Below are 18,774 nucleotides of genomic sequence, written 5' to 3' on the forward strand. Positions count from 1 at the left end.
GCGCCGCTAGCTCAGTTGGTTAGAGCAGCTGACTCTTAATCAGCGGGTCCGGGGTTCGAGTCCCTGGCGGCGCACCTGAGACCGAGGGCCTCCACGATCGTGGAGGCCCTCGGTGTGTCTGTACCCGGTGATGTCTGCCCATGTCAGGACCTGGGTGCCGTCACCTTCACCTGCCAGTCGCCGTCAGCGGTGCGGCCGGCCACCTCCACCCGTACGCCCGCGCCGGGGACGTCCAGGCTCTCGCCGGCCCCGAGGGGGGCGTCCGCCAGGGGCGGGTAGACCGAGGAGCCGCGGCACGCGGCGGTGCCGGGGTGGCCGTCCAGCACCTGGATCGGCCCCTCGCCCGAGGTGACGTCCGCGTCGACCCGGTAGACGAGGACTCCCTCGCGGCAGGCCGTGACGTCGTTGCCCACGCGGGTGCGGGCCTCGATGGCGAGCGCGCGGTCCGGTCCGGTGCGGACCACCACCATGCGGGTGCGGCGCTCCTCGCCGGGTTCGGCGGGGGCCGCGACCGGGCGCAGGGTGTGGACGGTGTCCGGGGAGAGGGCGGCGCAGTCGACCTGGGAGTCCTTGATCCAGCCGAGGCGCCACTTGTGCCAGGCGAAGGGTTCGGGGGCCAGTCCGAACTGGCTGCCCATGAGGTCCCAGTCGCCGACGTGGGTGTCCCAGTCGCCCTTGCCGTCCGTGGGCCGGTGGTAGAGGTCCGGCAGGTCGAAGACGTGTCCCGTCTCGTGGGCGAGGACGTTGCGGTCGGGCGGGCTCTGCTCGAAGGAGGTCACGAAGCGCGGCAGCGAGGTGTGGTCCGCGTGCAGCGGACGGTCGAGGTTGACCACCTTCGTGGCGTCGGAGTCGACGCCCGGCGCGTCGGGGTCGGCGACCAGGTAGACCAGGTCGTAGCGGCTGAAGTCGACACCGGGGTCGGCGGCGGCCACCGCGTCGCGCAGGTACGCCGAGCGGTGTCCGGCGTCCCAGTCCCGGCGTATGCCGTAGCTGCTGGAGCTGTGCGGCATCCGGACCCAGCGCCGGTGTATGTGCGGCCGGAGGGTGAAGCGTCCGTAGGAGGCCCGGGCGAAGAACCGGGTCGTCGAGGGGAAGTAGTCGGCAGCGAGCCGGTCCGGGTCGGCGGTGGGCTCGGCGTCGGGGAAGGACAGGAAGATCATGACCGCGTCGCGCGGACGGTCGGGGCGGGGGTAGGCCGTGTTCCAGGGGGCCACCCCCTCGGAGTGGTGCGCGCCGGTGCGGTCGGGGCCGCAGGGCGTCGCCGTGCCGGATGCCGTCGCCGGTGCCGTGACGACGGAGGTGGCTATGACCGCGCTGAGGCAGGCGGCCGCGGCCGCGCCACGACGACGGCGGTGACGGGCCCTGCCGGGCGGTGTCTGGGCACACCCCACGTCAACCTCCCGTTACTGGTTGGGGTCACCTCCTCACCATCCGCGGTCAGGGCGCGACACGCCCTGTTCCGGCACCCCAGACGAGTGACGCGTTCCCGCCCCTCACCCGTAACGCACCGTGACATACGATCGTTGGAAGAGTGCCCATGCGCAGAGTTGGGCAGAAATCGTCAAACATCCGTCACAGGTCTTGACGGCGGCGGGATCGTCACTGGCTGGACCGTCGCGCGAACCTCTATGATCGCCAGACTTTCCAGCGCGGATCCCCCTCCGGACGAGACAGGCGCCACGGGAGCGAGCAGTGAGCGGACACTCCGACGGCACACGCCGCGCCCCCGCGACCAGACTGCCGATCGTCACCCAAGGTGACCACGGTGACGGTCCGCCCTGCGAGGAGCTGGCGGACCACTCCGGTGGCAGACCCGAGCCCGCCGCGGAGCCGGGTCTCCCGCCCCGGCAGCAGGCCGGGCAGCAGCCGGCGGGGCCGCAGCCGGCCGTCCCCCGCCCGGGTGAGGAGGAACGCCACCTGCCGGCCCACGGTCACGAGGGCGGCGCCCCGGCCGCTCCCCCGCACCGGGCCGCGTTCGACGCGGCTCCCGCCGCCATGGCGGTGCTGGACGCCGCCGGGCGGGTGGTGACGGCCAACCGCGCACTGGGCGCGCTGCTGGGGGTGGACCCGCAGGCGGTCACGCCCGCGGTGCTCACCGAGGTGCTGGCCCTGGACGCGGCCGACGCGGTGGGCACCGCCTACCGGGCCGCCCTCGGCGGTGGCGGCGGGCGGTGCGGCACCCGGCGGCTGCGCGGAGCGGGCGGGGAGGTGGTGTGGGTGGAGCTGACCGTCGTCGCGCTGCCCGAGGCCCGGTCCCTGCTGGCCCTCGGCGACGTCAGCGACCGCCAGGACCTGCTGGCCCAGCTGCGCCACCGCCAGATGCACGATCCGGTCACCTTGCTCCCCAACCGCGCCCTGTTCTTCGAGCGCCTGACGGCGGCTCTGGAGACCACCGCCTTCGAGCAGGGCGCCACCGGGCGGATCGGCGTCTGCTACCTCGACCTCGACGGTTTCAACGCGGTCAACGACACCCTGGGCCACCATGTGGGCGACCGGCTGCTGGGCGCGGTCGCCCGGCGCCTGAACCGGGTCGCCGCGGAACCGGGCGGCGCGGACGGGGACGGCGGCCACCTGGTGGCCAGGCTCGGCGGTGACGAGTTCGCCCTGCTGGTGGAGGACTCCTCGGGGACCGAGCAGCTCGCCGACCTGGCCCAGCGGGTGCTGGACGCCCTGGAGCGGCCCTTCGACCTGGCCGGCCAGCGGCTGTCGCTGTCGGCGAGCATCGGGGTGGTGGAGCGGCTGGCGGCCGGGACCACCGCGACCGCGCTGATGCAGGCCGCGGACACGACGCTGTACTGGGCCAAGGAGGACGGCAAGGCCCGCTGGACGCTGTTCGACCCCGAGCGCAACGCGCACCGCATGACCCGGCAGGCGCTGTCCTCGACGCTGCGGCCCGCCCTGGAGCGGGGCGAGTTCACGCTGGAGTACCAGCCGCTGGTGGACCTCGCCGACGGCCGTCCGCACGGTGTGGAGGCGCTGGTGCGCTGGCGCCACCCGCAGTTCGGGCTGCTGCCGCCGGGGCGGTTCATCCAGCTCGCCGAGGAGAACGGCGCCATCGTCGAGCTCGGCCGCTGGGTGCTGCGCGAGGCCTGCCGTCAGGCCCGGGACTGGCACGTCCGCCACCCCGGCCGGCGGCCGCTGTTCGTCAGCGTCAACGTCGCCGTGCGGCAGGTGTGGGACTCCGACCTGGTGGCGGACGTCGCCGCGATCCTGGCGGAGACGGGCCTGCCGCCGCACCTGCTGCAACTGGAGCTGACGGAGTCCGCCGTGATGGGCTCCGCGGGGCGGCCGCTGCAGGCCCTCCAGGAGCTCAGCGACATGGGCGTGGGCATCGCCATCGACGACTTCGGCACCGGCTACTCCAACCTCGCCTACCTCAGCCGTCTTCCGGTGTCGGTGCTGAAGCTGGACGGGTCCTTCGTCCGCGGCTTCCGCTCCCCCGAGCACCCGAGCCCCGCCGACGAGACGATCGTGGAGGCGCTGGTGACGCTCGCGCACCGGCTGGGGCTGACGGTGACGGCCGAGTGCGTGGAGAGCGTGGAGCAGGCCGAGCGGTTGCGGCGGATCGGCTGCGACACCGGGCAGGGCTGGCTCTACTCGCGTCCCGTGCCGGCCGAGGACATCACGGCCATGCTGGACGACCCGCCGGACGTGCCCCTCCTGGGCTGACGCGTTCCCCGGTGCGTGAGCGGCCCTGCGGCGGGTGGCCCTACGCTTTGTCCGGGGCCGGGCGGGGGACGTCCGGGAAAGGGAGGACGGCGATGGCCGGGTCGGGTACGCAGGCGCGGGATACCTCAGGGGGTGGCGCCGCCCTGCTGGTGGCGGAGGCACGCCGGGGGCTGTTCGTGATGGTGGCCTTCCTGGCGCTGCTGTGGGCGGTGCAGCTGGCGAACTGGAGCGGGCACTACGCGCTGGACCGGGAGTACGGGCTGGTCCCCGGCGACCTGACGCGCCTGCCGGACATCCTCACCGCGCCGCTGCTGCACGGCAGTTGGTCGCACATCGAGTCCAACTCGGGGCCGCTCTTCGTGTTCGGCTTCCTCGCCGCCTACCGCGGGGTGGCCCGCTTCCTGGGGCTGACGGCGCTGGTGGCGGTGGTCAGCGGACTGACGGTGTGGGTCTTCGAGTCCGGTGACCACTACACCGTCGGGGCCAGCGGGCTGGTCTTCGGCTACTTCGGTTACGTGGTGGTGCGCGGCCTGTTCGACCGCAACCTCGTCGACTCGCTCATCGGCGTGGTGATGGCGGCGTCCTTCGCCTACATGCTGACCGTCGCGGTGCCCGGGGCGCCCGGCATCAGCTGGCTGGCGCACCTGGGCGGGCTGGCCGGCGGGCTCGTCGGCGCCTGGCTCTTCCGCGACCGGCGGCGCTCCCGCGAGCGGAAGGCCGCTGCCGCGCCGGCGATGGCCGGCGGTGCCGGGCAGCCCTCCGCACCGGCCGTCCAGGGCGCGCCCGACGGCCATCCCCGGGGGGACCTGCACCAGGAGCTGAAGGACCTCGGCCTGCTGTGAGCACGGCGGCGGCCCGGCCCCCTGGGGGTCGGGCCGCCGCGTGGTCAGGCGCCGAGGCCGGGCAGGTCGTAGGCGTCCGCGATCAGCTCGTAGGAGCGGGCGCGGACGGCGCCGGTGTGGGCGTTGGCGGTGATCATCAGCTCGTTCGCGCCGGTCCGCTTGGCGAGGGCGTCCAGCCCGTCGCGGACGGCGTCCGGGGTGCCGTGGACGATGTTGCCGAGCCAGTCGTCGACGAAGTCCCGCTCGATGTCGCTGAAGGCGTACGCCGCGGCCTCCTCGGGCGTGGGCACCAGCCCGGGGCGGCCGGTGCGCAGCCGCAGCATCGACAGCGCGCCGGTCAGTACCTGGCGGCGCGCCTCGGCCTCCGTCTCCGTGGCCAGCGCCGCCACGCCGATCAGCGCGTAGGGCTCGTCCAGGACGGCGGAGGGCCGGAAGGTCTCGCGGTAGAGGTCCAGCGCCGGCACGGTGTTGGCGGCCGAGAAGTGGTGGGCGAAGGCGAACGGCAGCCCCAGCTGCCCGGCGAGCTGCGCGCTGAAGCCGGAGGAGCCCAGCAGCCACACCGGCGGCCGGTGCGCGGACTGCACCCCGCCCGCTGCGTGGGACTGCACCGGGCCCGGCACGGCGTGGATGCGGGCGTAGGGGTGGCCGTCGGGGAAGTCGTCGTCGAGGAAGCGCAGCAGCTCGGCGAGGTGCTGGGGGAAGTCGTCGGCGCCCTCCCGGAGCCTGTCGGTACGGCGCAGGGCGGCGGCGGTGGCGCCGTCGGTGCCGGGGGCCCGGCCCAGGCCCAGGTCGACGCGGCCCGGCGCCATGGCCTCCAGGGTGCCGAACTGCTCGGCGATGACCAGCGGTGCGTGGTTGGGCAGCATCACGCCGCCCGAGCCGAGGCGGATGCGGTCGGTGTGGGCGGCGAGGTGGGCCAGCAGCACCGCGGGCGAGGAGGAGGCCACGCCCGGCATCGAGTGGTGCTCGGCGACCCAGTAGCGGGTGAAGCCGCGGCGCTCGGCGGTCCGGGCGATCTCCACGCCGGTGCGGATCGCGTCGGTGGCGGTGGTGCCCGCCCCGACGGTCACCAGGTCCAGTACGGACAGGGGGACGGGCGAGGTGCCCCGGGCGGTGCCGCGGATCTCGTCGTGCTGGTCGTCGTCGCCGCTCACGGGCGGGGCCTCCTCGGTCACTGCGGGGTTCTTGCGCGGCCGGCGGCACCCGTGGGGGCACCGCCGCGCCGCTCCAGCGCAACCGAGCCGGACCAGCCGTTATTCCGTCGCCCACGCCCGCGTACGGTCCGCGCTCAGCCCGTCGCCGCCGGTACCGGGGCGTGCCGGCTGAAGAGCGTGCCGAGCCGCGGGCAGACCACACCGTGCTCCACCAGGCGCAGCCCCTCCCAGACGGTGACCTGGTTGGCGGTGAGCACCGGTTTGTGCAGGGCCTCCTCCAGGTCCGGGAGGTAGGCGGCGGTGTGCAGGGCGGTGTCGGGCAGCAGCACCGCCTCCGCGTCGGGGTGGTCGCCGGCCCGTGCCATCGCAAGGACCTCCGGCAGGCCCCAGGTGCCGACCTCGGCTGCGGTGATGATGCCGCTGCCGCGGGTGGCGACGACCTCGGTGCCCGAGGCCCGCAGGAACGCCTCGAAGTGCGCGGCGACGTCGGCCGGGTAGGTCGCGGCGACGGCGACCCGGGTGGCGCCGAGGGCCCGCACCGCACGGGCGAAGGCGAAGGAGGTGCTGGAAGCGGGCAGTCCCGCGGTCTCCGACAGCTCGCGGACCTGGTCGTGGGCGCCCGCCCAGCCGAAGACGAAGCTGGCGCTGGTGCAGGCCCACACCACGGCCTGGGCGCCGCGGGAGACGATGTCGGCAACACCGTCGGCGAGCCGGTGGGCGGCGCCCATCTCCAGCAGCGCGTCGACGCGGTGGGCGTCCTCGCCGATGTCGGTGTGGACCAGGGGCAGCCTGACCTCGCCGCTGTCCTCGGCGTCGTTCAGGATCTCCTCCAGCCGGGGGTAGTCGTCCTCGGCGGAGTGACCGGGGTAGAGGAAGCCGACCGTGGGCATGGCACTCTCCATCTCTCCGGGCGGGTGCCCGGGTGCGGTGCTGCGACCCCCGTCCCCGGCGCGGGCCCGGGGCGGGGCGGCTGCTGCCGGGCGGCACCGGGGTGCCGCCCGACGGCCGGGTCACACGGGCGGTTGACCGCCCGGCTCGTCGGGCAGGGCCGGCTGCTCCACCCCCTCCACCACCTCGAAGTCCCCGGCTCCGGCCACGGCGGCCTCGGCGGCCACCAGCGGATCGGCGACCAGGGGGAGGCCGTGGTGGGGCGTGCGGGCGGGCCAGCCCGCGGGGCCGCTGCGCGCCGCCGGGTCCAGCAGCGCCTGGTAGGGGCCGACGGCCTCGGCGCCTATCGCCCGCAGCGCGCTCCACATCGTCACCTGGTTCGCCGAGAGCACCGGCATGCGCAGCTCGGCCTCCAGCTGCGGGATGACGTCGTAGGTGGGGAGGTTGGTGCAGCTGATGAACAGCGCGTCGGCCCCGCCCACCACCGCCTGCCGGGCCATGTCGACCACGTCGCGGTAGGGCACCTTCCAGATGTGCCGGGTCAGTCCGAGGTAGGCGCGGCCGGTGACGTGCACGCCGCCCTCGCCGAGGAAGGACTCCAGCGAGTCCGTCACGGACTTGGTGTACGGGGTGACGACGGCGACCCGGCGCGCCCCGACCTCGCCCAGCGCCTGGAGGAGCGCTCCGGAGGTGGTCAGGGCCGGGACCTCGCCCACCTCGCGCATGGCGGCGCACATGCCGCGCTCACCGGTGACGCCGCCGACGAAGCTGCCCGAGGTGCAGGCGTAGGACACCACCCGGGGCTCCACCGCGCCGAGTGCCTGGACGGCCTCCCGCAGGGTCTCGTGCTCGCTGACGAGCCGTGCCATGTCGAGGCTGACCTCGACGGGGACGAAGGGGGTGCGGGTGAGGTGGAGGGAGACGCTGTCGGGTACCCAGCGCCACAGTTCGCGGTCGAGGGCGAAGTCGAAGGGCGCGACGACACCGACGCCGCGTTGGGGTTCCGGGCCCCCGAGGAAAGAGACGTCCATACATTGGCCCCAGAAAAAGAAGAAAAAGGGACGACGAAACAGGCCATTGGCCGAGGAATTTGGAGCTGCCGGAACAAGCCGGGACGTCGGGACAGATCCGTTGTTGACACGGTAGTTACGAGTTCTTAGCGTGGTCAATCCTCGATCGGAAAAGGCTTTGCCGACACCACGATCCCGGCCCGACCAGTAAAAAGCCCGCGCGTTACAGAACGGTTTCTGGCCAATGACCTCATGCACCGTCCTCGTCCTCGGCGGAGCCGACGCCGCGCCGCCCGATCTCGGCCGACTGGCCGGCCGGGCCCGCGTGGTCCATACCGACGAGAAGCAGCTGGCCGAGCAACTACCCACCGCCGACGTGCTGTTGGCCTGGGACTTCACCTCCGACGCCGTGCGGGACGCGTGGCCCGGCGACGGGCCGCGGCCGGCCTGGGTGCACACCGCCAGCGCCGGCGTCGACCGCCTGCTGTGCCCCGCCCTGGTTGCCGACGACACGCTCGTCACCAACGCGCGCGGCGTGTTCGAACAACCCATCGCCGAGTACGTCGCCGGACTCGTCATCGCGATGGCGAAGGATTTCCACGGCACCTGGGAACTCCAACGGCAACGGCGTTGGCGGCACCGGGAGACACTGCGGGTTGCGGGAAGCCGTGCACTCGTGGTGGGTTCCGGGCCCATCGGTCGCGCGGTCGGACGCACTCTCAAGGCACTGGGTGTCGCCGTGGACCTGGTGGGGCGGACCGCCAGGCCGCAGGACCCCGAATTCGAACAGGTCCGTGCGGCGGCGGAGCTGGACCGTCTTCTGCCCTCCGCCGACTGGGTGGTGTGCGCGGCGCCGCTCACCGAGGAGAACCGCGGCATGTTCGCCCGCCGCACCTTCGCCCTGATGAAGGAGACCGCCCGGTTCGTCAACATCGGCCGCGGGCCGCTGGTCGTCGAGCGCGACCTGGTGGCCGCACTGCGGGAGAGGCGGATCGCCGCGGCGGCCCTCGACGTCTTCGAGCACGAGCCCCTGGCCCCCGACGACCCGTTGTGGGACGTGCCGCACCTGGTGGTCTCCCCGCACATGAGCGGGGACACGCTGGGCTGGCGTGACGCGCTGGCCGAGCAGTTCGCCGACAACTTCGACCTCTGGGCGGCCGGCCGCACCCCCCGCAACGTGGTCGACAAGCGCCGGGGCTACGTCCCCGTGGACTGATCCGGCCCGCCCGCCACCGTCCACCGAGCACCCCGCATCCTGGAGGACACGTTGCCGCAAGCCCCCACCGACCTCGCCGAGTTCACCGCCGTCGCCCTGACCGCGGGGTACGCGGCCGGCGACTTCACCCCCGTCGAGGCCACCGAGGCCGCCCTCGCCCGCGCCGAGGCCGCGCAGCGGAGCGTGAACGCCTTCACCGCCATATCGGCCGACCAGGCCCTGGCCCAGGCGAAGGCGTCGGCCGACCGGTGGCGCGCCGGTTCGCCGCTCGGCCTGCTCGACGGCGTGCCGGTCACCGTCAAGGACCTGGTGCTGATGCGGGACACGCCGACGCTCCGCGGCTCCCTGACCATCAGCCCACAGGACGGCCCGTGGGACGAGGACGCGCCGCCGGTGGCCCGGTTGCGGGAGCACGGGGCCGTCTTCCTCGCCCGCACCACGACACCGGAGTTCGCCTGGAAGGGCGTCACCGACAGTCCGCGCCACGGCGTGACCGGCAACCCCTACGACCCGGCGCGCACCGCCGGCGGGTCCAGCGGCGGGGCCGCGGCCGCGGTGGCGGCCGGTGCGGGGCCGCTGAGCGTGGGGACGGACGGCGGGGGCTCGGTGCGCATCCCCGCCTCGTTCTGCGGGATCTTCGCGCTGAAGCCGACCTACGGGCGCGTGCCGATGTACCCCTCCAGTCCGTTCGGGACGCTGGCGCACACCGGCCCGATGACGCGGGACGCCGCCGACGCCGCCCTGATGCTCGACGTCCTCAGCGGCTCCGACTGGCGGGACTGGTCGCAACAGGCGCCCCCCGCGCAGTCGTTCGCCGCAGAGTGCCGGGCGGACGTGCGGGGCCTGCGGATCGCCTACAGCCCCCGGCTGGGCTGGGACGTGCCGGTCGACCCCGAGGTGGCGCGGGCCGTGCGCCGGGTGGCCGAGCGGCTGGCCGAACTCGGCGCGGTCGTCGAGGAGACGGACCCCGGGGTCAGCGATCCGCGCGAGGCCTTCGAGACGCTGTGGTTCAGCGGCGCGGCCCGCGTCGTGCAGCACATGGACCCCGAGCGGCGCGAGCTGCTGGACCCGGGGCTGCGCGAGATCTGCGAGCAGGGGGCGCGGCTGACGGCGCTGGACTACCTGGCGGCGGTGGACGAGCGGATGGCGCTGGGCCGGGCCATGGGCGACTTCCACACCCGCTACGACCTCCTGCTGCTGCCCACCGAGCCGCTGACGGCGTTCGAGGCGGGCGTGGAGGTGCCGGCCGGGTCGGGGATGCGGCGGTGGACGGAGTGGACGCCGTTCACCTACCCGTTCAACATGACGCAGCAGCCCGCGGCCAGCCTGCCCTGCGGCCTGGACTCCCGGGGGCTGCCGATCGGCGCCCAGCTGGTCGGGGCCCGGCACGCCGACGCCCTGGTGCTGCGGGCGGCGCACACGCTGTACGAGGCGGGGGTGGCGGACCTGCCGCGGCCGGTGCTGCCGGACTGAGGCGTGCCCCGGGGCCGGCCCGGGCGGCGGCTGCGAGCACCGTCCCGACCGGCCCCGAGGTGCGGCGGGCCTCAGGCCCGGCGGTAGTTGAGGGTCTCGCCGACGGCGCCGGCGCGCCAGAGGTCCTGGCAGGCGTCGGCCATGCGGTCCAGGCCGTCGACGACCTGCCCCCACACGATGCCCGGCACCCAGCCCGCGTCACCGTTGATCAGCAGGTTGTTGCGCTCGTAGAACAGCGCGAGGTCGACCACGGTGGTGGTGCGCCGCGCCTGGGAGCTGTCCTCGTAGCCGTAGGCGGCGTTGCCCAACTGGGTCTGGGTGAAGGTGAAGTAGCACAGGTCGCCGGGGATCGGCGTGATGGTGGGGTTCTCCAGTGGCGGCTCCTCCGGGGCGAAGGGCGGCACGAGGGCGTAGATCTCGTTGCGGGCGTACTTGGCGTGGTAGACGTCGCCGCCCAGCGGCAGCGCGTTCCACACGGCGTTGCAGGTGATCGGTGCGCGGTCGTCGAGCAGTTTCGCGGTGCAGGTGACACCGCGCTTGTCGAGGGAGACTTCGATGTAGCGCTCGGTCATGATCCGATCGTAGGGACGCGACCCCGGCGAACGGAACATCTCGTGCAGATCGTCTTACGGGCTGGAAACGACCGGCATAACCCGGCCGTGGAGCGGGTAGCGGCGCGCCCATGGCTCCACCACAGGAGAAGTACCCAAGACAGAGACGCCAGTTGAGAGGTGCACTGCCTCGCCGATCGCTGCTCGCGGGGGTGGCGGCGCTCGGTACGGCGGCCACGACGGGCCTCACCAGCGCCTGCAGCCGGATCTCCCTGGAAGACGCCGGCAACGGGGGTGACCTGCTGGAACGGCTGAAGGCCCAGGGCACGGTCAAGCTGGGCCTGGCGGGTGAACAGCCCTACGGCTACATAGGCCGCGACGGGAGGATGACCGGCACCTCACCCACCGTCGCGAAGATCATTTTCGGCCGCCTCGGCGTCCCGGACGTCCAGCCCTTCGCCACCGAGTTCGGCTCCCTGATCACCGGGCTCAACTCACAGCAGTTCGACGTAGTCGCCGCCGGGATGTACATCAACCCCGACCGATGCCAACAGGTCCTCTTCGCCGACCCCGAGTACCAGATGCTCGACGCGTTCATCGTCCGCCGCGGCAACCCGATGAACCTGCACAGCTACCGCGACGTCGCCAAGGCCGGGGCGCGACTGGCCACCGGCGTCGGCTACGCGGAGATCGCCTACGCCAAGGAGGGCGGCGTCCGGCACGTGGGCACCCTCCCCGACCCGCTCGCCGGCCTGCTCGCCGTGGAACAGGGCCGCATCGACGTCTTCGCCGGCACCGCGGTGACCGTCCGCAACGTCGTCAAGCAGTCGAGGACCACCAAGGCCGAGGCGACGGCCGAGGTCACGCCGCTGGTCGACGGCAAGCCGGTGATCGACGTGGGCGCCTTCGCCTTCCGCCCCTCGGAGTCGAACCTGCGCGACGCCTTCAACACCGAGCTCCACAAGATGCGCGCCAGCGGCGAACTGCTGCGGGTCATGCGGCCGTTCGGCTTCGGAGAGAAGCAGATGACGACCATCACGGCCAAGGAGAAGTGTCAGCCATGAGCGACATCACCTGGGGTCTGTGGAAGCTTCTGCTGAGCGGCGTCTGGGTCACCGTGCAGCTCACGGTGGCGAGCGCCGCCCTCGCCCTCGTCCTGGCGTTCGTGGTCGGCGTGGCCAGGACGCACCGGCTGTGGATCGTGCGGTTCGTCTCCGGCGCCTACTTCGAGGTCTTCCGCGGCACCTCCGCGCTGGTCCTGATGTTCCTGGTCTTCTTCGGCCTGCCGGTCGGACTGGGCTGGCAGCTGGTACCGATGTGGGCCGCCGTCCTCACTCTCGGCCTCACCTACGGCGCCTACGGCTCGGAGATCGTCCGCGGCGCGCTGGCGGCGGTGCCGGTGGCGCAGCGGGAGGCGGGCGTGGCGCTGAACTTCACGCCCTTCCAGCAGCTGCGCAAGATCTGGCTGCCGCAGGCGTGGCCCGAGATGGTCCCGCCCTTCAACAACCTCTCGATCGAGCTGCTCAAGGGCACCGCGCTGGTCTCGATCCTCGGCGTCGGCGACATCGCCTTCAACGCCTCGCTGGTGCGCAACGCGCTCTCGCAGAGCGCGCCGGTCTACACCGTCATCCTCGTCATGTACTTCGTGCTGGCCTTCGTCATCACCCGCGGCATGCGCGTGGTGGAGCGGCGGGCCAAGGCCGGTGTCGGCCGCACCCCGCCACCGCGGGCCGGCCTCAGCCGCCGCCTCGCCGTACCGGAGCAGGCGGGTCCGGCGGCCGCCGGCCCGGGCCGGACCCCTGCCGCCGGTGAGGGGGGTGTCCAGCGATGAGGTTCCACTGGTCCGCGGTGGGCGACTTCCTGCCGATGTTCTGGGACGGTCTGCTCGTCACCCTGCAGGCGCTGGTGCTCGGCGCCCTGATCGCCTTCGCGCTCGGCCTGGTGTGGGCGCTGGCGCAGCGCTCGGACCTGCGGGTGGTGCGCTGGCCGGTGACGGCCGTCACCGAGTTCGTCCGCAACACCCCGCTGCTGGTGCAGCTGTTCTTCCTGTACTACGTGATGCCGGAGTGGGGGCTGACGCTCTCGCCGCTCACCACCGGCGTCGTGGGCCTGGGCCTGCACTACTCGACGTACACCGCCGAGGTGTACCGGGCCGGTATCGACGGGGTGCCCGCCGGGCAGTGGGAGGCCGCCACCGCGCTGAGCCTGCCGCGCGGCCGGACCTGGACCTCGGTGATCCTGCCGCAGGCGATCCGCCGCGTGGTGCCCGCCCTCGGAAACTACGTCATCGCGATGCTCAAGGACTCTCCGATGATCTTCGCCATCGGGGTGCTGGAGATGCTGGGCCAGGCCAAGCAGTTCTCGGCCCAGACCTTCCTCAGCCTTGAACCCCTGGCCCTGGTCGGCGTCGCTTTCGTCGTCATCGCCTACCCCGCCTCCCTCCTCCTGCGAGCCCTGGAGCGCCGCCTTGTCCGTTGAACCCCAGCCCACGCCCGAGTCCCCCGCCGCAGGCTCCCGCGGCGCGACGGACGACGCAGCCACCACCGCCGCACGGCCCGCCGCCCCGGCCGCCTCCGGGAAGGGGGCCGCCGAACTGGTCCGCTTCGACGCGGTCACCAAGCGCTTCGGCAGCCAGACCGTCCTGGACTCGCTGGACTTCACCGTCTCCAGCGGCCGGCACGTCACCCTCATCGGACCCTCCGGCTCCGGCAAGACCACGATCCTGCGGCTGCTGATGACGCTGCTCAAGCCCGACGAGGGCCGGATAACGGTGGCCGGCACCTCCCTCACCCACGAGGAACGCGGCGGGAGGCTGGTGCCGGCCGGCGAGAAGCACATGCGCGAGGTGCGCAAGAACATCGGGATGGTCTTCCAGCAGTTCAACCTCTTCCCCAACATGCGGGTGCTGCGCAACCTCACCGAGGCCCCCGTCCACGTCCTGGGCATGGACCGGGCGGCGGCCGAGGAGCGCGCCCGCGAGCTGCTGGAGCTGGTGGGCCTGACCGACTGCACCGACAAGTACCCGGCCCAGCTCTCCGGCGGCCAGCAGCAGCGGGTGGCGATAGCCAGGGCCCTGGCCATGCGCCCGCAGGTGCTGCTGCTGGACGAGGTGACCTCCGCCCTCGACCCGGAGCTGGTGGCGGGCGTGCTGGACCTGCTGCGGGACATCGCGCGCTCGACCGACATCACCATGCTCTGCGTGACCCACGAGATGTCCTTCGCCCGGGACATCTCCGACGAGGTGCTGATGTTCGACTCGGGCCGGGTCATCGAGTCCGGGCCGCCCGAGCAGATCTTCGGCGACCCGCGGCACGAGCGCACCCGCGAGTTCCTGCGGGCCGTGGTCTGAGCACGTCCCCGTGCCCGGACCGCCGCCGGACGCGGACCGGGCACGGGGCGTACGCCGGCGCCCACCGTGGATCTCACGGCATATGCCGCTGTCAGTACATGTGGGGATGCCGGACCCTACCGGAAGGGCAACCCCCGTTCTTTCTGTCAACGGACCCTCCCAGGCAACCGGTTGACCGCTATCGTGGGAGGGTCACGCCGCGGCGCACGACCGGGTACCCTCCCGGCCGGCTCTCCGGCAGGCCGCACCACCGTCCGATCCACACCCGCACCACCGCGAAACCGCACAACGGTCACGACCTTGCAGGGGGGACACCGTGGCGCTGCAACCCGAGCCCAACGCGCCGCTGCACGCCGTGCGGAACGCCCTGCGCGTGCTCGACACCGTCTCGCGCCACCCGGACGGCGTGACCGACTCCCAGATCGCCAGGGCCACCAGCCTCCCCACCCCGTCGATGGCGCAGATGCTGGCGATGCTGCGCAGCGAGGGCTACGTCCAGCAGCTCTCCGACGGCGCGTACGTCACCGGCTCCTCCCTGACCGAGCTCGGCTCCGGCGCCTCCCACGACGACTCGCTGCGCACCAAGCTCCAGGAGACCCTCGCCGACATCCGGGACTCCGTCGGCGCCGCGGTGTACGTGAGCCGCTACATCGACGGCGAGGTCCGCATCCTGCACTACGCGGACGGCCCGGGCACGCCCAAGGTCAACGAGTGGGCCGAGTTCCGCCGCACCGCCCACGCCAACGCCGTCGGCAAGTGCCTCCTGGCCCAGCTCGACCACGACGGGCGCAAGGACCACCTCTCGCGCCACAAGACGGCCCGGCTGACCTCGCGGACAATCACCAACGAGCGGGTCCTCTTCCACCGGCTCGACAGCCAGCCGCCGACGGTCCCGGTCCTGGACCTCCAGGAGTACGCCGTGGGCACGGTCTGCGCGGCGGTGCCGATCACGGCGGGCTCGGCCGTCGGCTGCCTGGCGGTGTCGATGCCGCTGGAGAAGGCCCACCGGCTGCGCAAGGCCGCCGAGACACTGAACCGCCGGGCCGCCCCGGTCCTGCTCGCGCTCACCATCTGACCGCTGCGGCCGGGTGGCCGGGCGGTGGTCAGGAGCACCCCCGGAAAGCAGGTAGTATTTCTGTCGTCAGCAGGCGCCGCTAGCTCAGTTGGTTAGAGCAGCTGACTCTTAATCAGCGGGTCCGGGGTTCGAGTCCCTGGCGGCGCACCTGAGACCGAGGGCCTCCACGCATGTGGGGGCCCTCGGTCGTGTGCTGCGTGAGGCGCCTCACGCCGCCCGGGTGCCGCGCCTCACAGGGTCCCGTCCCCGGCTCTGCGGCCCGTCCTAGAACTGGACGTCGGAGCAGGCGTAGAAGGCGTTGGAGGTGTCGGCGATCGTCCACACGGCGACGATGAGCTGCTTTCCGGTGCGTCCGCCGGGGATGGTGCCGGTGTGGGACGCGGTCGAGCCGGGCTGCGTGCCGTTCATGGGGACGGTCAGGAAGGGCGTGGTGTCCAGCTCGGACCGGGTCAGCGGCTTCGTCGGGTCGTAGCCCTGCTTGGTCAGGTAGTACTTGAAGTCAGTGGTGGCGTGGCGGGCGGTGAAGCGCCAGGTGAAGGTGTAGCGCTGGCCCGCAGTGACCTTGGTGGCCGGCCACTGCCCGCCCCTGGGGTCGTCGAGCTGCGCGAACCGGCTGTTGCCGCCGGCGCAGATGCTGCCGTCGGCGGGGCCCGCCGAGGGGAAGCCCTTGGGACCCTCGACGCTCTGCGGTTCGTACTGGATGTCGCCGCAACCGGTGACGGTGCCGCCCGCGCACAGCGCCTGCCGGCTCGGCGGCTGGTCGGTGTAGCCGTGGCTGGAGGCGGTGCCTCCGGTGGCCAGGACGGTGAGGGCGGCCAGGGCCGCCGAGACGGTGACGGTTCTCAGGCTCCTGCGCATGCGTCGCTCCCGGTGACGGTGGGGTTTCCAGCCGGACACGTGCGATTGGTACAGACCAACTGGCAGAGTATTGCCTAGTGTTGCGGCCGCACAGGCGAAAGGCGGCCAACCGGGACGACTCCGTGCGCCACAGGGGAACCGGCCGTGTGCGCGGGGAGGCCGGCGGGGCGCCGCCGTGAAGGTGTGCGGGTGGCAGGCCGGACGCCGGCACAGCAGGCCACACTCCCCTCACCCGCCGTCACGGTGGGTCGCGGCGGCGTGGGGGAACTCACTCAGCGGACCGCCTCCACGGCCCCGGCTGCGGGCCGGAGCACCTTCGGCGGTCGTGTAGAGTTTTCCAGGTCAGCAGGCGCCGCTAGCTCAGTTGGTTAGAGCAGCTGACTCTTAATCAGCGGGTCCGGGGTTCGAGTCCCTGGCGGCGCACAGCTACGAGGAAGCCCCTCGCTCTGGTGAGCGGGGGGCTTCCTCGTGTTCGCGGGGGTGGCTCAGACCAGGTCGACGAGGTCCGCGATGGAGTCGACGACGCGGGACGGCCGGAACGGGTACTTGTCGACCTCTTCGGTCCCGGTCAGTCCGGTGAGGACGAGGAAGGTCTCCATGCCGGCCTCCAGACCCGCGAGGACGTCGGTGTCCATCCGGTCGCCGATCATGGCGGAGGTCTCCGAGTGCGCCCCGATGGCGTTGAGCCCGGCACGCATCATCAGCGGGTTCGGCTTGCCGACGAAGTAGGGCTCCCGCTTGGTGGCCTTGGTGATGAGGGCGGCGACCGAGCCGGTGGCGGGCAGCGCTCCCTCGGCGGAGGGACCGGTCTCGTCGGGGTTGGTGGCGATGAACCGGGCACCGTTGTTGATCAGGCGGATCGCCTTGGTCAGGGCCTCGAAGGAGTAGGTCCGCGTCTCGCCGAGCACCACGTAGTCGGGGTCGGAGTCGGTCAGGACGTAGCCGATGTCGTGCAGGGCGGTGGTCAGCCCAGCCTCGCCGATGACGTAGGCGGTGCCGCCGGGCCGCTGGTCGTCCAGGAACTTGGCGGTGGCCAGCGCCGAGGTCCAGATCGACTCCCACGGGACGTCCAGCCCGATGCGCTTGAGGCGGGCGTGGAGGTCGCGCGGGGTGTACATGGAGTTGTTGGTCAGCACGAGGAAGGGCCGGCCCGACTCCCGCAGCCGCTTGATGAACGTGTCGGCGCCGGGCACCGGGATGCCCTCGTGCATCAGCACGCCGTCCATGTCGGTCAGCCATGACTCGATCGGCTTGCGCTCTGCCACTACCGCGTCTCCTGCCTGGGTGGGTGCCTGGTACCGGTCGGGCGTCCGTCCCCGCTGCGGGCAGCCTGCCCGCGCCACCTGGGGTCATACGTTCGGCCGACGGGGCCAGCGTATGCCAGGTGGGCGGACTCGGTGCGGCGGTCCGTCCTGCGGACCGGGCCGCGTCCGGGGCGTGCCCTGCCCGCTCGCCGCCCGGTCCTTCAGGGCACGGCGGGGGCGGGCAGGGTGGGGGCGTCGCCCGAGAAGAGCGGGGCCAGCACCAGGTGGGCGGCCCCGTCCGCCACCACCCGGGCCCCGGCTTCGGGGAAGGAGACGCCGGGGGTGGTCACGCCCGGGGTGCGACGTTCGGGTGCGCCCAGGGCCTGCCCGACGCCCGCGAGGAAGGTGTCCGGGTGTGCCAGCGCGACGCGCCCGCCGAGGACGACGTGGTCGACGTCGAGGAGTTCCACCAGGTTGCGGGCCGCCACCCCCAGCACCCGGGCGGCCCTCGCGATCTCCCCCCGGGCGACCGCCGCCAGCGCGAGGGCCTCGACACAGCCCCGCTTCCCGCAGACGCACTGCGGTCCGTCGAGCTGGAGCACCTGGTGCCCGAACTCGCCGGCGGCGGTCCGCTCGCCACGGTGCAGCAGGCCGCCGATCACCAGGCCGGCGCCGAGACCGGTGCCCAGGTGGAGATAGGCGAAGGTGTCACGCGGCCGGGCGGGGCCCACGGCGGACACGACCGGTTCCCGGGTGAGGCCGAGGGCGGCGGCGTTGGTGTCCTTGTCGACCACCACGGGCAGCCCGGTCCGCTCGGCGAGCGCCCGGCGCAGCGGGAAGCCGGCGAGGCGGGGCACCCCGGTGACCGGCCCGAGGACGCCGCGGTCGTGGTCGAGGGGGCCGGGGCTCGCGACGCCGACGCCCAGTACCCGGGAGGGCTCGACCTCCGCGAGCGCGGCGGCGACCTCGTCCGCCACCACCGCGAGCACCTCCTCGACCCGGCCGCCGAGGTCCAGGGCCGCGGTGCGGACCCGCCGCGGGGAACCGGCGAGGTCGGCGAGGACGGTGGTGACCTCGTCGCGGTCGAGGTGGACGCCGACGGCCCAGCGGGCGGTGGGGTCCAGCCGGAGCACGGTGCGGGGCTTGCCGCCGGTGGAGGCGCGGCGTCCGGCGTCCACGGCGAGCCCCTCGGACCGCAAGCGGGCGGTGATCTTGCTGACGGCCTGCGGGGTGAGGCCCGTGTGCGCGGCCAGCTCCAGCCGGCTGACACCGGCCTCCCCGGCCGCCCGGAGCAGGGCCAGCACCAGGGCCGCGTTGTGGTGGCGCAGCGCCAGGAGGTTGGCGCCGGCCGCCGTGGAGCTGCGGGCCGCCTCGCCGCCTGCGTCCTCGACGGGGAGGGGACGGGCGTCCTGCTCGCTGTCTTCGATGGTGCTCACCCCGCCCTT

The 18,774-nt window shown here is 73.1% G+C and carries 17 protein-coding genes and 3 tRNA genes; 12 read left to right on the forward strand and 8 right to left on the reverse strand.

Features of this window, described 5'->3' with window-relative positions; translation table 11 throughout:
* Positions 1 to 74, forward strand: a tRNA-Lys gene (locus ACFV3R_RS03980).
* A 69-nt stretch (positions 75 to 143) separates the two neighbouring features.
* On the opposite strand, the gene ACFV3R_RS03985 is transcribed toward ACFV3R_RS03980, so the two are convergent.
* Positions 144 to 1,391 (reverse strand): M6 family metalloprotease domain-containing protein, encoded by a 1,248-nt coding sequence (locus ACFV3R_RS03985; protein WP_385575023.1) that lies wholly within the window; start codon positions 1,389 to 1,391, stop codon positions 144 to 146.
* 301 nt (positions 1,392 to 1,692) lie between these two features.
* Between ACFV3R_RS03985 and ACFV3R_RS03990 the strand changes: the two genes are divergently transcribed.
* Positions 1,693 to 3,669 carry a putative bifunctional diguanylate cyclase/phosphodiesterase gene (locus tag ACFV3R_RS03990; protein ID WP_385575027.1) on the forward strand — a complete coding sequence of 659 codons (1,977 nt, stop codon included), beginning with the start codon at positions 1,693 to 1,695 and terminating at the stop codon, positions 3,667 to 3,669.
* A 92-nt stretch (positions 3,670 to 3,761) separates the two neighbouring features.
* Positions 3,762 to 4,511 (forward strand): rhomboid family intramembrane serine protease, encoded by a 750-nt coding sequence (locus tag ACFV3R_RS03995; protein ID WP_385575030.1) that lies wholly within the window; start codon positions 3,762 to 3,764, stop codon positions 4,509 to 4,511.
* Between the two features lie 44 nt (positions 4,512 to 4,555).
* Here the strand turns inward: ACFV3R_RS03995 and ACFV3R_RS04000 are convergent, their stop codons facing one another.
* From ACFV3R_RS04000 to ACFV3R_RS04010, 3 genes are all read right to left on the reverse strand, one after another.
* A complete protein-coding gene (locus tag ACFV3R_RS04000; RefSeq protein WP_385575034.1) occupies positions 4,556 to 5,665 on the reverse strand; it encodes an LLM class flavin-dependent oxidoreductase in 1,110 nt (369 codons plus the stop codon).
* 134 nt (positions 5,666 to 5,799) lie between these two features.
* Positions 5,800 to 6,555 carry a decarboxylase gene (locus ACFV3R_RS04005; RefSeq protein ID WP_385575039.1) on the reverse strand — a complete coding sequence of 252 codons (756 nt, stop codon included), beginning with the start codon at positions 6,553 to 6,555 and terminating at the stop codon, positions 5,800 to 5,802.
* A gap of 120 nt (positions 6,556 to 6,675) precedes the next feature.
* A complete protein-coding gene (locus ACFV3R_RS04010) occupies positions 6,676 to 7,584 on the reverse strand; it encodes a decarboxylase (RefSeq protein WP_385575043.1) in 909 nt (302 codons plus the stop codon).
* Positions 7,585 to 7,807: 223 nt separating this feature from the next.
* On the opposite strand from ACFV3R_RS04010, the gene ACFV3R_RS04015 reads away from it, so the two are divergent.
* Complete coding sequence (locus ACFV3R_RS04015; protein WP_385575046.1) at positions 7,808 to 8,779, forward strand: D-2-hydroxyacid dehydrogenase; 972 nt, start codon at positions 7,808 to 7,810, stop codon at positions 8,777 to 8,779.
* A gap of 51 nt (positions 8,780 to 8,830) precedes the next feature.
* Positions 8,831 to 10,252, forward strand: a complete 1,422-nt coding sequence (locus ACFV3R_RS04020) for an amidase (RefSeq protein ID WP_385575049.1) — start codon at positions 8,831 to 8,833, stop codon at positions 10,250 to 10,252.
* A gap of 71 nt (positions 10,253 to 10,323) precedes the next feature.
* On the opposite strand, the gene ACFV3R_RS04025 is transcribed toward ACFV3R_RS04020, so the two are convergent.
* On the reverse strand, positions 10,324 to 10,824 hold the full coding sequence (locus ACFV3R_RS04025) for a DUF3830 family protein (protein WP_385575053.1): 501 nt from the start codon (positions 10,822 to 10,824) through the stop codon (positions 10,324 to 10,326).
* Between the two features lie 110 nt (positions 10,825 to 10,934).
* Here ACFV3R_RS04025 and ehuB point away from each other — a divergent pair, with 110 nt between their 5' ends.
* The 6 genes from ehuB to ACFV3R_RS04055 all read left to right on the forward strand — a co-directional run bounded on the left by ehuB (position 10,935) and on the right by ACFV3R_RS04055 (position 15,374).
* Positions 10,935 to 11,867, forward strand: a complete 933-nt coding sequence (gene ehuB / locus ACFV3R_RS04030; protein ID WP_385575056.1) for an ectoine/hydroxyectoine ABC transporter substrate-binding protein EhuB — start codon at positions 10,935 to 10,937, stop codon at positions 11,865 to 11,867.
* The gene (gene ehuC, locus ACFV3R_RS04035; RefSeq protein WP_385575063.1) at positions 11,864 to 12,634 is read left to right on the forward strand and encodes an ectoine/hydroxyectoine ABC transporter permease subunit EhuC; all 771 of its coding nucleotides are present in this window, start codon (positions 11,864 to 11,866) and stop codon (positions 12,632 to 12,634) included. The genes ehuB and ehuC overlap by 4 nt, the downstream gene beginning before the upstream one ends.
* Complete coding sequence (gene ehuD, locus ACFV3R_RS04040) at positions 12,631 to 13,281, forward strand: ectoine/hydroxyectoine ABC transporter permease subunit EhuD (protein WP_385575066.1); 651 nt, start codon at positions 12,631 to 12,633, stop codon at positions 13,279 to 13,281. Before ehuC ends, ehuD begins: the two co-directional genes overlap by 4 nt.
* Positions 13,271 to 14,152: an ectoine/hydroxyectoine ABC transporter ATP-binding protein EhuA gene (ehuA, locus tag ACFV3R_RS04045; RefSeq protein ID WP_385575069.1), complete on the forward strand. Its 882-nt coding sequence runs from the start codon at positions 13,271 to 13,273 to the stop codon at positions 14,150 to 14,152. Before ehuD ends, ehuA begins: the two co-directional genes overlap by 11 nt.
* Positions 14,153 to 14,468: 316 nt before the next feature.
* Positions 14,469 to 15,227, forward strand: a complete 759-nt coding sequence (locus tag ACFV3R_RS04050; RefSeq protein WP_385575074.1) for an IclR family transcriptional regulator — start codon at positions 14,469 to 14,471, stop codon at positions 15,225 to 15,227.
* A gap of 73 nt (positions 15,228 to 15,300) precedes the next feature.
* Positions 15,301 to 15,374, forward strand: a tRNA-Lys gene (locus ACFV3R_RS04055).
* 117 nt (positions 15,375 to 15,491) lie between these two features.
* On the opposite strand, the gene ACFV3R_RS04060 is transcribed toward ACFV3R_RS04055, so the two are convergent.
* Entirely contained in the window at positions 15,492 to 16,085 is a 594-nt protein-coding gene (locus ACFV3R_RS04060) for a lytic polysaccharide monooxygenase (protein ID WP_385575079.1), read from the reverse strand.
* Between the two features lie 349 nt (positions 16,086 to 16,434).
* On the opposite strand from ACFV3R_RS04060, the gene ACFV3R_RS04065 reads away from it, so the two are divergent.
* Positions 16,435 to 16,508, forward strand: a tRNA-Lys gene (locus ACFV3R_RS04065).
* A 62-nt stretch (positions 16,509 to 16,570) separates the two neighbouring features.
* Here the strand turns inward: ACFV3R_RS04065 and ACFV3R_RS04070 are convergent.
* Together ACFV3R_RS04070 and ACFV3R_RS04075 are read right to left on the reverse strand one after the other, a co-directional pair.
* Positions 16,571 to 17,350 (reverse strand): HAD-IIA family hydrolase, encoded by a 780-nt coding sequence (locus ACFV3R_RS04070; RefSeq protein ID WP_385575082.1) that lies wholly within the window; start codon positions 17,348 to 17,350, stop codon positions 16,571 to 16,573.
* 200 nt (positions 17,351 to 17,550) lie between these two features.
* On the reverse strand, positions 17,551 to 18,663 hold the full coding sequence (locus ACFV3R_RS04075) for an ROK family protein (RefSeq protein ID WP_385575495.1): 1,113 nt from the start codon (positions 18,661 to 18,663) through the stop codon (positions 17,551 to 17,553).
* Between the last annotated feature and the right edge of the window lie 111 nt (positions 18,664 to 18,774).

This window comes from Streptomyces sp. NPDC059740 (genome assembly GCF_042733155.1).
In the GTDB taxonomy this organism is placed as follows: domain Bacteria; phylum Actinomycetota; class Actinomycetes; order Streptomycetales; family Streptomycetaceae; genus Streptomyces.

Bases quoted from the DNA above. Each gene is read 5' to 3' on its own strand.
- ACFV3R_RS04025 (WP_385575053.1), bottom strand. From the start codon at position 10,824: ATGACCGAGCGCTACATCGAAGTCTCCCTCGACAAGCGCGGTGTCACC.
- ehuD (WP_385575066.1), top strand. From the start codon at position 12,631: ATGAGGTTCCACTGGTCCGCGGTGGGCGACTTCCTGCCGATGTTCTGG.
- ACFV3R_RS04005 (WP_385575039.1), bottom strand. From the start codon at position 6,555: ATGCCCACGGTCGGCTTCCTCTACCCCGGTCACTCCGCCGAGGACGAC.
- ACFV3R_RS04060 (WP_385575079.1), bottom strand. From the start codon at position 16,085: ATGCGCAGGAGCCTGAGAACCGTCACCGTCTCGGCGGCCCTGGCCGCC.
- ehuC (WP_385575063.1), top strand. From the start codon at position 11,864: ATGAGCGACATCACCTGGGGTCTGTGGAAGCTTCTGCTGAGCGGCGTC.
- ACFV3R_RS04010 (WP_385575043.1), bottom strand. From the start codon at position 7,584: ATGGACGTCTCTTTCCTCGGGGGCCCGGAACCCCAACGCGGCGTCGGT.
- ACFV3R_RS04015 (WP_385575046.1), top strand. From the start codon at position 7,808: ATGACCTCATGCACCGTCCTCGTCCTCGGCGGAGCCGACGCCGCGCCG.
- ACFV3R_RS03995 (WP_385575030.1), top strand. From the start codon at position 3,762: ATGGCCGGGTCGGGTACGCAGGCGCGGGATACCTCAGGGGGTGGCGCC.
- ehuB (WP_385575056.1), top strand. From the start codon at position 10,935: ATGGCTCCACCACAGGAGAAGTACCCAAGACAGAGACGCCAGTTGAGA.